At 49.3% G+C, this 13,929-nt stretch carries 13 protein-coding genes and 1 pseudogene; 3 read left to right on the top strand and 11 right to left on the bottom strand.

Annotation, left to right across the window (positions count from 1 at the left end):
• The first annotated feature begins 110 nt into the window (after window positions 1–110).
• Window positions 111–704 carry a DUF6431 domain-containing protein gene (locus VSQ62_RS32420; RefSeq protein ID WP_350339911.1) on the top strand — a complete coding sequence of 198 codons (594 nt, stop codon included), beginning with the start codon at window positions 111–113 and terminating at the stop codon, window positions 702–704.
• 89 nt (window positions 705–793) lie between these two features.
• Window positions 794–946, top strand: a pseudogene (locus VSQ62_RS32630) (DDE-type integrase/transposase/recombinase); the annotation flags it as partial.
• Here VSQ62_RS32630 and VSQ62_RS10245 read toward each other — a convergent pair.
• The 9 genes from VSQ62_RS10245 to VSQ62_RS10205 form a co-directional block, all read right to left on the bottom strand.
• Complete coding sequence (locus VSQ62_RS10245; protein ID WP_334634757.1) at window positions 907–1,158, bottom strand: hypothetical protein; 252 nt, start codon at window positions 1,156–1,158, stop codon at window positions 907–909. The pseudogene VSQ62_RS32630 and the gene VSQ62_RS10245 sit on opposite strands and share 40 nt — an antisense overlap.
• 52 nt (window positions 1,159–1,210) lie before the next feature.
• Window positions 1,211–1,630 (bottom strand): hypothetical protein, encoded by a 420-nt coding sequence (locus tag VSQ62_RS10240; protein ID WP_334634755.1) that lies wholly within the window; start codon window positions 1,628–1,630, stop codon window positions 1,211–1,213.
• A gap of 150 nt (window positions 1,631–1,780) precedes the next feature.
• A complete protein-coding gene (locus tag VSQ62_RS10235; protein WP_334634753.1) occupies window positions 1,781–2,836 on the bottom strand; it encodes a Fic family protein in 1,056 nt (351 codons plus the stop codon).
• 529 nt (window positions 2,837–3,365) lie between these two features.
• Window positions 3,366–4,400, bottom strand: coding sequence for an SGNH/GDSL hydrolase family protein (locus tag VSQ62_RS10230; RefSeq protein WP_334634751.1), 1,035 nt, complete (start codon window positions 4,398–4,400; stop codon window positions 3,366–3,368).
• Window positions 4,401–4,434: 34 nt separating this feature from the next.
• A complete protein-coding gene (locus VSQ62_RS10225) occupies window positions 4,435–5,454 on the bottom strand; it encodes a DUF2804 domain-containing protein (protein WP_334634750.1) in 1,020 nt (339 codons plus the stop codon).
• A gap of 253 nt (window positions 5,455–5,707) precedes the next feature.
• Window positions 5,708–6,559: a sensor histidine kinase gene (locus VSQ62_RS10220; RefSeq protein WP_334634749.1), complete on the bottom strand. Its 852-nt coding sequence runs from the start codon at window positions 6,557–6,559 to the stop codon at window positions 5,708–5,710.
• On the bottom strand, window positions 6,543–7,274 hold the full coding sequence (locus tag VSQ62_RS10215) for a LytR/AlgR family response regulator transcription factor (RefSeq protein ID WP_334634748.1): 732 nt from the start codon (window positions 7,272–7,274) through the stop codon (window positions 6,543–6,545). The genes VSQ62_RS10220 and VSQ62_RS10215 overlap by 17 nt, the downstream gene beginning before the upstream one ends.
• Window positions 7,275–7,324: 50 nt before the next feature.
• A complete protein-coding gene (locus tag VSQ62_RS10210; protein ID WP_334634747.1) occupies window positions 7,325–8,257 on the bottom strand; it encodes an SPFH domain-containing protein in 933 nt (310 codons plus the stop codon).
• Between the two features lie 2 nt (window positions 8,258–8,259).
• Window positions 8,260–8,715 (bottom strand): NfeD family protein, encoded by a 456-nt coding sequence (locus VSQ62_RS10205; RefSeq protein ID WP_334634746.1) that lies wholly within the window; start codon window positions 8,713–8,715, stop codon window positions 8,260–8,262.
• A 171-nt stretch (window positions 8,716–8,886) separates the two neighbouring features.
• Here VSQ62_RS10205 and VSQ62_RS10200 point away from each other — a divergent pair, with 171 nt between their 5' ends.
• The gene (locus VSQ62_RS10200) at window positions 8,887–9,333 is read left to right on the top strand and encodes a GatB/YqeY domain-containing protein (protein ID WP_334634745.1); all 447 of its coding nucleotides are present in this window, start codon (window positions 8,887–8,889) and stop codon (window positions 9,331–9,333) included.
• A gap of 91 nt (window positions 9,334–9,424) precedes the next feature.
• Here the strand turns inward: VSQ62_RS10200 and VSQ62_RS10195 are convergent, their stop codons facing one another.
• Entirely contained in the window at window positions 9,425–10,531 is a 1,107-nt protein-coding gene (locus VSQ62_RS10195) for a peptidylprolyl isomerase (protein WP_334634743.1), read from the bottom strand.
• 50 nt (window positions 10,532–10,581) lie between these two features.
• Window positions 10,582–13,926: a transcription-repair coupling factor gene (gene mfd / locus VSQ62_RS10190; RefSeq protein ID WP_334634742.1), complete on the bottom strand. Its 3,345-nt coding sequence runs from the start codon at window positions 13,924–13,926 to the stop codon at window positions 10,582–10,584.
• Window positions 13,927–13,929 lie beyond the last annotated feature (3 nt).

The raw sequence follows: 13,929 nt of genomic DNA, 5'->3' as shown, positions 1-13,929 counted from the left end.
AGAGAAAGAACACCAACCTCCTACAGTTTGTTCTTTCTCTCACACCAGCGTGCCTGCCATATACGGGATCATGTCCCACTCGTGAGGCTTTGGCACTACCGACATATACTATGATAAGAGAAAACTCCCTATTTTGCAAGCTGATCCATATAAAAACTTCATCAAAAGCACTATTTGAGTCTTTCATGGTTGGATTCCGTCCCCAGCTGCAGACCTGTCCCTTCTGTGGGGCAGCAGGCAGCTGCAAGATCCATGCCTATTATGACCGTTCCCTGGTGGATTTCATAGATGGCGCCCCTGTCCGACACAGCCTCTGCATCCTTCGCCTCATCTGCACCTGCGGCCATACCCATGCCATCCTCCCGGATTTCATCATCCCCTATTCCGGCTACGGCCTGTTCTTCATCCTCCGTGTCCTGGCAGAGTATTTCCTGCACCTCTCTACTATAGAGGGCCTCTGCAGGCGTTTCTCCATCACCCTTTCCCAACTGCACCGTTTTCTGGAACTCTTCCTGGTGCAGAAGGAAGAATGGCTCGGGGCACTTTCCTCTATGGAAGTCTCTTCCCTCTCCTTCCTGAAGACACTGTTCTCCCAGCCCTCCTATTCTGATTTTGCTTCCGCCTTTGTCCGCCGTTTTGCAAAATCCTTCCTCCAGTCCCATAAAAATCCGGCGTCTTACTGCCAACAAGTGTTCGGTCCCTGAACTGCTTTTCCACGACCACACGACCAGGCATGGTCTCCCTGAGGGAACTCCTTTATAATGGCAGAAAACCATTTAAGGAGGATATTTTTATGGACAACAAACAAAAGAACCTTTCGGACGCTGCCGCCATGGCACAGTTCCGGCTTGCCCTCATCGCACCGGTCATCCATGGCCTTTATCCTGATGCGTCCAGAAATGCCTATTACCAACGCATCACCGAGAACCCGCTCACCCTGCCTGATTTGAGACCGTTAACAGTAAATGCCTGCGGGATGCAGACCAACGGGTTCCAATCTACTGGTTCCATTTCAACCTGGCCGGCAAACCCATCTGCCGCCATCCAGTCCATGTAATTTCCAAGCAATTGGCCAAGCATTCCGCCAAGATACAACAGCGCTGCGCATCCCAGTATGGCAGCAGCGAATATGGCAGCCTTTCTCTTTTTATCTGCCAAGTAAACTCCTCCTTTCTTTATGGCTACACGTACTTCCGGGCATGACGGAATATTAGAAAGGCGTTTCCAGTCCTAGCTCTGCTTCCACCGCCTCCATGTCGATGGTTTTGATATTCACCATCCGGCCCAGATATTCACGAAGGAAGTCAGTCTGGTGAGGAAAACACAGGATTTCAAACCTTCCTGTTTGATCACGGATGCCTTCCCGGAAGCGAATGAGTCTTGCAATGTCACCGTCCAGATGCGATAAAATATATACGCCGTCCACACAGGCGTCGTACTCAAAAAGCCCTTTGTCAAAAGACCTGACTTCACACTCGAACAATAAATCAAGCAGCTTTTCCTTCCAGTCTGGGACAGACAGAATCGAAAGCTGACGCACGCCGCACACATCCATGGGCATGAAATAAATATGGTGGTAAATGGAATCAAACCGGAACTCAAGCCTCCGGCTCTTATCCGACTCCAGCAACGTTTTCAGGGCTATCTCCCCAGACTCACCGAACAGCACAAGCAAAAAAGCCAGACGGAATGGAATATCCCAATCTGGCTCTTAACTTATCTATATTTTCTCCCAATCATATTCTATATATCCCAAATCAGTATTGATTTTGGGAGATATTCAATCTTGTCTGGGAGAATTCACATAAAATGTATTGCGCCCACTGCCATGCTTTTCAATAAATCCCTCCTCCCGCAATTTTTTTAAAGCGCTTTCCACAGAAGAACTTTTCAGGCTTGGACAGTGTTCTAATATCTCCTGTTTTGTGAACTTTCCCAACGTATCTCCTACCGCTTTTTTTACAATATCATACGCCGTGCTTCTTTTCCCCATCATGTCAACCCGTTCTTCAAAATCACGATAACAGCTAAGAATAATCCCCAGAAGATACTTGATAAAAGGCGCCGGATCATTTTCTGCCTCATGCCACTTCTGGGATGTCTGCTCCAACACATCATAATACACACTTTTTGTTTTCTCAATCTTGCTCTCAATACTGATGTATTTTCCAACCTCATAGCCATTACGATATAGAAGCAAGGCTGTCAGCAAACGGCTCATGCGGCCATTCCCGTCATTGAAAGGGTGGATGCAGAGAAAATCATTGATAAAAATCGGTATTAAAATCAGCGAGTCAACCGCCTGCATATCCAATGCTTTCTGATAACTTTCGCAGATCGCATCTACCGCATTCGGCGTTTCATAGGGAGCCATCGGCGTAAAGCGCACAAACTGGGAGCCGTCTGACCGGGTTTCACTAATATAATTCTGCGTATTTTTAAACTGCCCTCCGAAGGATTCCTGCGCATATTGCAGTAAATCGCGATGCAGCTGCAAAATATAGGAAGGGCGGATAGGTATATAATCATGGCTCTCATGTATGATATTCAGCACATCACGATACCCCATAATTTCTCTTTCATCCCGGTTTCTTGGCGCTGTTTTATCTTCACAGAGCTGTCGGATCCTGCTACTCGTGGTCACGATACCCTCAATCTTATTGGAACTTTCTGTGCTCTGTATTTTTGCAATTTCCACCAGCCGCTCTAATTCTACCGGTTTCTGCTGGATATATAATTCCTGCCGTCCTTTATATTCATGAATCTGCGCTACATAGGACAGAATCTCGCTATCCCACAACTGCTCCTTCAGTTTCACATAATCAAATTCCCGCATGTGCCTCATCTCCTTCCTTTTCTCCCATATTGTAACCATATTTGGGAGAAAAATCAATATCTATGGGAGAAACCATATTCCTATATCTTCCATAACCTTTCAGGCTATCTTTATTTCATTTGTATAAAGAAAGCCAGGCCGATAATCACTATGGCCTGGCCCCCTGTGGCAATTTTCACTTACAGAGTCTTTCTGAATCCTTATAGCAAACCTTCCTTTCCTATGTATTTGGTCAATCTGCCGCCGGATTCCCTGTGTTTTAGTTTGGACAAAATCAGCGAAAACCCTGCATTTATGCGGCTTCCTTAACCTTGTCCTATTATAACGCATTAGTCGATTCTCCTTACAATACCCGTGGCTTTCATATATCAATTCCTCCATCTGTAGATTTCATATCACTCGTTACGATGATACTATTATCTGTAAGCGAAGGAATTTTATACCGAAATATGGGAATATTTCATTCGGAATTATTTAATTTAATATTACATCATCCAGACAACCGCCCGTTCCTGGCTTGCACTGTCTGCTACTTATCATCCGGTGTATCAGCCTTCCGCCGCCTCTTCCTCCAGACAAAGATTCCTCCCGCAATCAATATCACGGCTGCCGCCGTCAATATAATCACCTTTCTGATATTGCCAAGGATCGTACGCCCAATACTCTTCCTGGCCGGCTCCGTCTTCTCTATTTCTTTTTCCGGCTCCCCCATAAAACGCCCGGTATCAATCTTCTCCATCGCAAGCCCGGCGATCAATCTCTGTCCCTCCTGATCCGGGTGCAGTCCGTCCCTCTGGGTATGCTCACAGATCTCAGATTCAAACAGATCCACCACATGATAATCGTATTCCTCCGCGTGATCATACATAACCTGGTTCATATTCTGGATCACCTCATCTACTACCATGTTCATCGTCCCGGGAAGTTCAAACTGGTTGACTGGATTATAGATATCCGTCACCACAAGCTGAGAGCCGTCTTTTCTATACTGCGAGATCGTCTTCATCGCCGCAACCCATTGCTCATCAAACGCCGCATAATCCCAGTCTTCCAGCATTCCCAATACTCTCATTACCAACAGCGGATTCCCCTCTATCCCTTCCTGCAGCGCATCAAATGCATCATATGCACTGGTGAATCTCTGATCCGTCTCCAGAATCTCCCGTACCGTAAGCTTGAATTCCTGCATCAGATCATTGGCGCCGATCGTCAGCGTAATGATGTCTGCCCTCTCAAGAGAGGCAGCCGTTTCTTCCGTACTCAGGACATCTGAATTCAGCCTTACCGAAGTCAGCCCGTTCTTCGCATAATTCACATATTCCGTTGGAATTCTGGTCTCCTCCGACACTGCGTCCGCAATCAACTGCGGATAACTCTGCAGATCTTCTTGCTTCTTTCCTGCATAGCCCTTGGCAATACTGTCACCAAATGCAGCGCAGTATATCTTCTCCTCCTTCTTCTCTTCTGCCTGACCTTGCAGAACAGGCAGACAGCTCATTACAAAAATCGCACAGATCAATATATATAATCCGTTCCTTCTCTTCTTCCACCACTCACATAACATATGAACACTTCCTAATTAAAATTCTAACATGTTCCTAATACCGATTATGCACATCCTCCGCAAAACACATCAAGTCCTTAAGCTCGATCACTTTCCCGTCGTCCAGCACAGCCTTACCGCTCATCCGTCCGAATACCTGATGCTGGTCCGTCTCTATGATCACCGCCGCGGTCCTCGCCGCCCGGTCAAGTACCGGAACAAAATCCATCTCGAACCTTCCGTCGCTGGAGGTGAATCTCCACGGCTTCATATAATCATCCGCCGGGATATGGAAGGTCACGTCGTCAAGCTTATGCGCCTTCCCATCATAGAATAAGATATTCTCAGACGCCGCCTCCGTGTCTCCGAAACCATATCCGATGTTGAACCCAAAAGGCTTCCCCTCTATCATACAATTGCCGGACCCCCAATACCATCTGTTATCATAGGTCCACACGCCCCGTCCCCAGTCAAGCGTCCCGAAATCCTTCGCCGGATCAAAAGTATATGTTCTATTGTCGTACCGCATGCTGCCGCTCGCCGCCATACAGTTGATCTTCTGATTATAATAGAACGCCCTTTTGTTCTTCCAGGGGGTCGCGATCACCATAGTATCCATCATCGGCTCACGAAGCGTAATATTGCACTCCAATTCCTTCCCCTGCCAGAAATCACGGAACCTGCACAGGATCCTCCTTCTGTCTCCCTCTTTGCGGAATTCCATGTGCAGACGCTTATCATGGTAGACCGTATTCCCCTCTTCCGAAGAAGATGGAAGATGCAGACGCCCCATGGTAAATGGATTCAGGATCGTCTCCGTATGCTCCCATCCTTCCTTGAAATTCAGCAAAGACACCGACTGCAATCCGATATACCCATCATCCGATATGGTAAATGCCCCCGCAAAATCTTCATTTAACACAAGATAATAATCCCACTCCTTGATACGAAATGCCGGCGCCTTGATCTTCGACCGGTCATAGACCTGCACCTGCCGCTTAGACCAGCCAGGTTCTCTCAAATATCCATCCTCATCCAACAACGGCTGCCTTGCTGTTACTTCGTGATTTCTCATCGTACCCTCTCATATACCAATCCACAGAACTCTCACATAAAAACTTCTGTATATATTGTAACACATATAAAAAGGACTAACACACCTATCTTTAAAATTATTCCGCCTGAAACCGCGATTTTACTGGCCGGATGCCTTGCAGCGGAGTGCAAGGCACCGTGAACAGTAACCCGCCTGGCTCATTATCCACGAAAAAAGGAAGGACTCGCATCCTTCCTCCGTGTTATATTTCCATAGTCTGCAAAACATCTTTCTACACAACAACCTTCATGCTGATGGTATCCTTCCCGTCTGCCTTATCAAGACTCACCGTGATATCTCCGTGATACCGCCCAACCAGCAGCTTCGCATTATACAGCCCAAGCCCGTGCCTGTCGGCATCCTGCTTCGTAGAATATCCCTTCTCAAAGAATCTGCTGACGTCCTCCATCTTCATGCCGCAGACCTGGTTGCGGATCAGGAACACCAGCCTGTCATTCTCCGAATCCAGTTCCATGGATATCTGGTTCAGCTCCTCGGTACAGGCCTCATAGGCATTATCCACCAGAGTACCTACAATCTCGATCAGATGGTGCTCCGAGATGCCGGATATGATCTCCAGGCTCTTTACATTCACCTCTGTCTTCACATAAGACGGCGCGCGGACGATCTTACTGTAGAGGAATCCCGCCAGTACCTTGTCGCTGATCCTAAGCAGCGGCAGGTATCTCCTGCTGTCATCATCCCTCAGCACCTCCGTGATATACGCGGACTGACGCGCCACCAGTTCATCATAGTCCCCCACCGTCAGATGCATGTTCAGGATCGCATTGACATGGTTGTCGAACTCGTGCTGCTTGGCACGGATCTCCTTCACCAATTCCTCCAGAGGCCTGATATAATGCTGATACAGCTTAAGCTCCGATTCCTTCTGCCGCATCATAAGATAGTTCTTCCGCCAGTCGATGATCCCCCAGATCTCCACCACAACCAATAAGAGGAACATGGTAAAGATCCTGTAATCAAACGTACCGCTGACCAGAAAATCCACGATCAGATAGACGGATACCAGCAGCGCGATCACACAAAATATACGATATAAAAATCTTCTAACCCAGCTTACCACTGACAATCCTCCCGATCTCCGCCTTGTAAGTCACACCGATCTCGATCACGTCCGCACAGTCCTTAAGCTTCACGATACGGTTCACCGTATCATAATACTCCACCTCCCGCCGGTTCACGGCAAATATCCTGTGGCACTGTAAGAACATCTCTCCCGGAACCTTCAGTAAGATCTGTTTTAGCGTCACATAAGGCACATCCCAGGTCTCACCCTTCATATGAAGCCGGATTCCGCGGTGCACCGCCTCTATATAGCGGATCTCCTCACACCTGACCTGATAATTGACCCCGTCACGCTTCACCACCACAGACGGCGGCTCCTCCTGCTTATCCCGGTCAAGGACCTTCCTAACGACCTCTATCACCTGTTCTGGACGAAACGGCTTCATGATATACTGATAACAGTGCAGTTCCCTGTATGCCTGCATCTCCATCGCCCCCACAGACGTGACCATGACTACAGGGGTAAATGTATAGCAAAACTTCTCTCTGATCTCTCTCGCAAACAAGATGCCTCCGATGTCTTCCCGGTTCTCTCCTCCCAAATTCACATCCAGGAGGAAAAGGCCGAACCGGATATCTCCGTCAAGCAGCTCCTTCGCCTCAGGATAAGAAGAGGCGGCGTGGACACAGATTTCTTCCGAATACTCTGTAAGGATCTTCCCGAGAGCCTCCATAGAAGCCTTGTCGTCCTCAAGAATCAATACATGTGTCATAGCGCTGCCTCCCTTCCCTGTCTACACTCTGTCCATAATCAAGACTTCTGTTACTCAGTCATTACCTCCTTGGCGCTCTTTAGAAGGCCTGCGATCCCCTGTATCTCCGACGGGATAATGATCTTCGTCGCCTTGCCGTCAGCTGCTTTCTCGAATGCCTCCAGACTCTTCATAGTAAGCACAGCCTCGTCGGCTCCTGCCTCCTTCAGGAAACGGATACCGTCCGCGTTCGCCTTCTGAACCTTAAGGATCGCCTCAGCCTCACCTTCCGCCTCACGGATCATAGCTTCCTTCTGAGCCTCTGCGCGTAAGATGGCTGCCTGCTTCTCAGCCTCCGCATCCAGGATCGCAGATTCCTTTTGGCCTTCCGCCACCAGGATCGTAGACTTCTTCTCACCTTCCGCACGCAGGATCGCCTCGCGGCGCTCACGCTCCGCCTTCATCTGCTTCTCCATCGCATCCTGGATGGCTGCCGGCGGGATGATGTTCTTAAGCTCTACACGGTTCACCTTGATCCCCCACGGGTCTGTCGCCACATCTAAGGAGGCGCGCATCTTCGTGTTGATGGTCTCTCTGGAGGTCAATGTCTGATCCAGTTCCAGATCACCGATGATATTACGGAGCGTCGTCGCTGTCAGATTCTCGATCGCCATGATCGGATTCGCAACACCGTAGCAGAACATCTTCGGATCCGTGATCTGATAGAACACTACCGTGTCGATCCGCATGGTAACATTATCCTTCGTGATCACCGGCTGCGGCGCGAAATCAACGACCTGCTCCTTTAAGTCCACTCTTCTTGCAACCCTGTCGATGATCGGCACTTTAAAATGAAGCCCCGTACTCCAGGTTGCCTGATACGCTCCCAGACGCTCCACGACCATTGCCTTCGCCTGCGGCACGATCTTAATACAGGAGATCAGAAGCAGTAATACGATCAACACAACTATAACAACTACTACCAACCCAACGATACCTTCCATTCCTATTCCTCCTCATACTCTTTTACTATCAGCTTTACGCCTGATATGTTCACTACCTTCGCCAACATCTCCGGTTCCAGAATAAGGTCATCCCTCTCCGCCCGTACCGTCCATTCCTGGCCGTTTACATTTGCCATCCCTGTCTGCCTGATATTGTCCACTCTCTCCGTGATGCGGATGGTCTTGCCGATGATCCCCTCATAGTTCGTCTTCTCACGCTGCGTATTGATGAATCTCACCGCAAACGGTCTCGTGAAGATCAGCAGTACAAAGGTTACAGCAAAGAACGCAGCCACCTGCCACATCAGCGAGAGTCCAAGGATATTCAGGATCAGCGCCGCCAACGCCCCGCCGGCCGCCCAGATACTCGTAAGCCCCACCGTAATGATCTCGACGATCAGCAGGATGATCAGAAACACCAGCCAGGCAATCGTGATATAACTGTCCTGTATCACCATATGCTCACTTCCTTTCTGTTGAACCTATGGTAACAAATTTGCACCGTCTAATCAACAGATATTGCGTGAATGCAGTGATTTCGTGTCTGAACAGGGCATACCATATACCTTGCAGAATCAACCGTCATCCTGTATAATGATGGAGACATACTAATTTCAGGAGGGATTCATATGAGTAAGATCGAAGAAGTTCGCGTTGATATGTTCAAGGCCATGAAAGAAGGTAACAAAGACACCAAGGAGACTCTGTCCATGCTGCTTGCAGCCCTTAAGAATAAAGCAATTGACAAACGGGAAGACCTGACCGAAGAAGAGGAAATCCAGGTTGTCCTTAAGGAGATCAAGCAGACGAAAGAGGCGCTGGAGATGACACCCGCCGACCGCACCGACATCATCGAAGAATGTACCAGACGTCTCGCTGTTCTTGAGCAGTACGCTCCTAAGATGATGGATGAGACCGAGATCCGCGGGGTGATAAACGCAACCCTCGCAGAACTTGGGATCGAAGCTCCTGTCTCCAAAGACAAGGGAAGGATCATGAAAGTCCTGATGCCCAAGGTCAAGGGGAAGGCAGACGGCAAGCTGGTGAATGACCTGCTCACCTCCTTCATGCAATAGTAAGGTGCACTTAGTTTGCAGAGAATACGGCCTGACAGAGGTATCATATACCTACTGCGGTCAGGCCGTATCTCATCATACTTAGAAAGCCCTATTCCGCATTCTCCTCGGCTTCATCCTGGGCATCTGCCACATCGTCCGTCTGGACAGCATTGGAATATGGATCCTCTTTCACTTCTTTCATCGTAACCTTCAGGTCCTTGAATCCAATCTTCCCCCATACTTCGTCATTTACCGATATCTTCGCATCCTCACGCCATTTCTCACAGGTCTCCGTATATAATTCCTGCTTTCTCTCGCTGACGATGGTATCCTTCTTCGCATCGGTCGCCTCACGGTCAAGAAGGCTTGTCACTCTGGCAACATAACATCCGTCATCCGTCTTGATCACTCCGGTCGTCTCGCCTTCCTTCAGCTTGTCCGCCGCCTTGATCAGCTCCTCTGACGGAGACATAGACTCGGCGTCGAAGGTTGCCTTCTTCACTTCGAACTCCTTGCCCTTCGCATAAGCTTCAAAATCCTTCTCACCCTTGGCAGCCTTGGCAAATTCCTCAGCCTTTTTCTGGACCTCTTTCTTCTCCTCGTCCGTCATCTCTCTGGACTCTTCATCATCTTCCTCGTCCTCGGCATCCTCTTCGCTCTCGACGGTATAAGCGAATTCTACATACTGCATGCTCTTCTGTGCGGCCTCCTCATCGGACACTTCCATGTCTGCCCCCTTCTGGATCGCATCCTGCATCTTCTGCTGGATCGCCATAAGAGTCAGTACACGCTCCACCGCTGTCTCAGAGCCGGATACCTTCTCTTTGTCCTCCAAGGCATTCACCTCGTCGAACGCCTTCGCCGAATCCTTGATCACCTGCTCCTCAGCCTCGGAAATGGACACTTCATATTCCTTCATATGCTGCTCTAACAGCACCATATCCTCCAAGGTCTGCAAGACGGAATCCTTGACCGACTCTTCATAGGTCTTACCCTCCGAAGCTTCGGATTCCCACATATTCGCTCCAAGAAATGCTGAATAATATGTCTCATACTGCGCCTGCACATATCTCGCATAGAAATTCGCAACCTCCGCCGTGATCTCCTGATCCTCTACCGTTGCTACCACATCCTCTGGCTTAAATGAGCTGCAGCCGGCAAGGGAAGTCACCGTCAGCATCCCTGCCATTATGAGCATCACTATCTTCCTTTTCATCTCTCTAAAACCTCCTTAAGTATATAAACAGACTTTATTATATCGCTTTTTTATGGCTCAAGCAATCCCTTCATCTCAATTAACACATTTTTCACAACTGACAATGCATCTGATGATTTATCCTTCTTATTCTTGCCCTTCCTCTCATAGACAAAACAGGGATTGGACGTATCTGCCTTGATAGACAGCTCTCCATTGAATTTCTTCATAAGCTCCGGAATCTTCTGGGACTGTATCTTCGCCTTCTCATACATAGTAAAATAATAACTCTCACCCTTCTGCTCTACGGCAGTCACATATACGCGGTGCGCCATAGCCTTAAGGCTTGCCGCCTCAAGAAGCTTCTCGACCTTCCTTGGAATGTCTCCAAAGCGATCCGTCAGTTCTTCCGCCATATCGTCCTTCTCTTCCTCATTCTCGATAGCAGCAATACGCTTATAGATGTCCAACTTCTGATACTCATTGGGAATATAGCTGTCCGGAATATAAGCGTCCACATTCAGATCCAGAGTCGTCATATACGTCTCCTCTTCCATCTCGCCTTTCAGATGCTTTACCGCCTCATTGAGCATCTTGCAATACATATCATATCCCACCGCTTCCATATGCCCGTGCTGCTCTGCTCCCAGAAGATTCCCGGCGCCCCGAATCTCGAGATCGCGCATGGCGATCTTAAATCCCGAACCAAGGTCGGTAAACTCCCGGATTGCTGCCAGGCGCTTCTCCGCGATCTCCTTTAACATCTTGTCTCTGCGGTACAGAAGGAATGCATAGGCCATCCTGTTGGACCGCCCCACTCTTCCTCTGAGCTGATATAGCTGGGACAGCCCCAGCCGGTCCGCATCGTGGATGATCATAGTATTGACATTGGAGATATCCAGTCCCGTCTCAATGATCGTCGTTGATACCAGTACATCAATCTCGCCGTTGATGAATTCATACATGATCTTCTCAAGCTGATGCTCCCGCATCTGCCCGTGGGCGAATTCCACGGTAACCTCCGGGACTAGCTTCTGGATATGCGCAGTAATCTCCGCAATATCCTCCACCCTGTTATAGACGTAATATACCTGGCCGTCTCTTGCACATTCCCGCTCGATCGCTTCCCGCACCATCTCGTCATTATATTCCATCACATAGGTCTGGATCGGCATACGGTCATTAGGCGCTTCTTCAAGGACACTCATATCCCTGATCCCTATAAGGCTCATATGGAGTGTCCGCGGAATCGGCGTCGCCGTCAGCGTCAGCACGTCTACGTTCTCCTTAAGCTGCTTGATCTTCTCTTTATGCTGAACGCCGAACCGCTGCTCCTCATCGATGATCAGAAGACCCAAATTCTTGAACTTGATGTCATTCCCAAGCACCCGGTGAGTCCCGATCACAATATCGACCAGACCCCGTTTCGTATCCTCTACCGTCTTCTTCTGCTGCGCCGGAGTCCGGAAACGGCACATCAAGTCCACCCGGACCGGGAAATCCTTCATCCGCTGCAAAAACGTATTGTAATGCTGCTGTGCAAGGATCGTTGTCGGCACCAGATATACTACCTGCTTATCCTCCTGTACGGCTTTGAACGCCGCACGGATCGCGATCTCTGTCTTACCGTACCCCACATCTCCGCAGATCAGGCGGTCCATGATCTTATGGCTCTGCATATCCCGCTTGACCGCCTCGATAGCAAGAAGCTGATCCTCTGTCTCCTCGAACGGAAACATCTCCTCGAATTCCTTCTGCCAGACGGTATCCTCCCCGTACACATACCCCTCTTGATTCTGCCGGGCAGCATACAGCTTCACCAGATCCTTTGCGATCTCCCTTACGGCGCCCCGCACCTTTGTCTTCGTCCGGTTCCACTCCTGGGTACCTAACTTGTTAAGCTTCGGCTTCTTCGCATCTGCGCTGGCATACTTCTGGATCAGATCGAGCTGGGTTGCCGGAATATACAGATTCCCGCCCTGGGCATAGGATATCTTCATATAATCTTTGGAGATCTTGTCGACCTCTATCTTCTCGATCCCCTGGTAGATCCCAAGTCCGTGATTCTCATGAACCACATAATCACCCGGCTTCAGCTCCGCGAAATCCTGTATTTTCCGCCCTTCATAGAGCTTTCTCTTTTTCTTCTTCTTTACCTTCCCGAAGATGTCTGTCTCCGAGATCACCGTGTATTTCAGCATCGGATACTCGTACCCGCAGGCCACATGCCCGTATGCCGTCATAATCTCCCCGGGACTTGCTTCCCGGTCCATATCGTCACTGTAATAGCTGCTTAAATTATAATCCCTCAGATCCTCTGCCAGACGCTTCGCCCTGGTCCGGGACCCGGACAGGAGTATCACCCGGTATCCGTTCCTCTTAAGCCGCTTTAAATCCTGAGTAAGCATGTCAAAACTGCTGTTGTACGGGTTCACACTCTTCGTCTGCAGACTATAAGATTCCCTGGAAACCAGTTCCTTACACCGCATATCCAATGCAAGAAAACCAATACTGCTGTAGGCGTTCATCCGGTCTAAAATCTCTTCCGCCGAATACAGCCTGACCTCACCGTCCGCCATCTCATATCCGCTCTCTACCCGCTTCTTCTGCGCTTCCATGAATTCCTCTTCCACGCCCCTGCCCTTCTCTACTAAGCGCACCGGTTCATCCAAGAACAGAATCGTCTCATCCGCAGGAAAATAATCCAGAAACGACACCCTCCGTTCCCCCTCCCGCGGGAATTCTATAGCAGGACAGATGGAGATCTCTGTCAGATTCTCAATGGATCTCTGCGTCTCCACGTCAAACGTCCGGATAGAATCCACCTCATCTCCCCAGAGCTCAATACGCACAGGTAATTCCTCCGTAAGCGGGTACACATCAAGGATACCGCCCCGGACGGAGAACTGCCCGCGGCCTTCGATCTGAACCTCCCTGTCATATCCCAAATCTGTCAGTTCTCTCTGAAGATCCTCAAGGTTAACAGCGCTGTCATTCTTAATGCGGAGGAATCTCTCCCCAAGCTGTTCCTTGGGAATCAGCGAATCCATGAACGCGTCAAAGCTGGCTACTACCGTAAGAGATCCGCCTTCCGCCACCGCCTGCAGCACCTCCATGCGCTGTCTTAACAATTCCTTGCTTCTAAGGTCTGCTTGGTAGAACAGAAGGTCTTTGGCCGGATAGAAATATGTCTGCGGATCCAGGAAACGGTATTCCTCATAGATCTGCTTCGCCTTCGACTCACCAGAACAAGCAATGACTTTGTATTTTAAGCCATCGCTGAGCGCATACATCATATGGGTCTTCTGGGAACTGACACATCCGCTTACGCGTATCATCCCCGGTCCTTTTGTCCGATTCCTGCAGAGCTCTTCGAACTCTGCCAATTCCTTCAATGGCCTGATCAAGGCTTGCATCTC

Source organism: Sporofaciens sp. JLR.KK001 (assembly GCF_036941055.1).
In the GTDB taxonomy this organism is placed as follows: Bacteria; Bacillota; Clostridia; order Lachnospirales; family Lachnospiraceae; genus Sporofaciens.
The sequence above is the reverse complement of the archived record's forward strand: the minus strand, read 5'-3'. Positions and strand labels throughout refer to the sequence as shown.

Bases quoted from the DNA above. Each gene is read 5' to 3' on its own strand.
- VSQ62_RS10225 (WP_334634750.1), bottom strand. From the start codon at position 5,454: ATGAGAAATCACGAAGTAACAGCAAGGCAGCCGTTGTTGGATGAGGAT.
- VSQ62_RS10210 (WP_334634747.1), bottom strand. From the start codon at position 8,257: ATGGAAGGTATCGTTGGGTTGGTAGTAGTTGTTATAGTTGTGTTGATC.
- VSQ62_RS10200 (WP_334634745.1), top strand. From the start codon at position 8,887: ATGAGTAAGATCGAAGAAGTTCGCGTTGATATGTTCAAGGCCATGAAA.
- VSQ62_RS10195 (WP_334634743.1), bottom strand. From the start codon at position 10,531: ATGAAAAGGAAGATAGTGATGCTCATAATGGCAGGGATGCTGACGGTG.
- mfd (WP_334634742.1), bottom strand. From the start codon at position 13,926: ATGCAAGCCTTGATCAGGCCATTGAAGGAATTGGCAGAGTTCGAAGAG.
- VSQ62_RS32420 (WP_350339911.1), top strand. From the start codon at position 111: ATGATAAGAGAAAACTCCCTATTTTGCAAGCTGATCCATATAAAAACT.
- VSQ62_RS10235 (WP_334634753.1), bottom strand. From the start codon at position 2,836: ATGCGGGAATTTGATTATGTGAAACTGAAGGAGCAGTTGTGGGATAGC.
- VSQ62_RS10205 (WP_334634746.1), bottom strand. From the start codon at position 8,715: ATGGTGATACAGGACAGTTATATCACGATTGCCTGGCTGGTGTTTCTG.
- VSQ62_RS10230 (WP_334634751.1), bottom strand. From the start codon at position 4,400: ATGTTATGTGAGTGGTGGAAGAAGAGAAGGAACGGATTATATATATTG.
- VSQ62_RS10215 (WP_334634748.1), bottom strand. From the start codon at position 7,274: ATGACACATGTATTGATTCTTGAGGACGACAAGGCTTCTATGGAGGCT.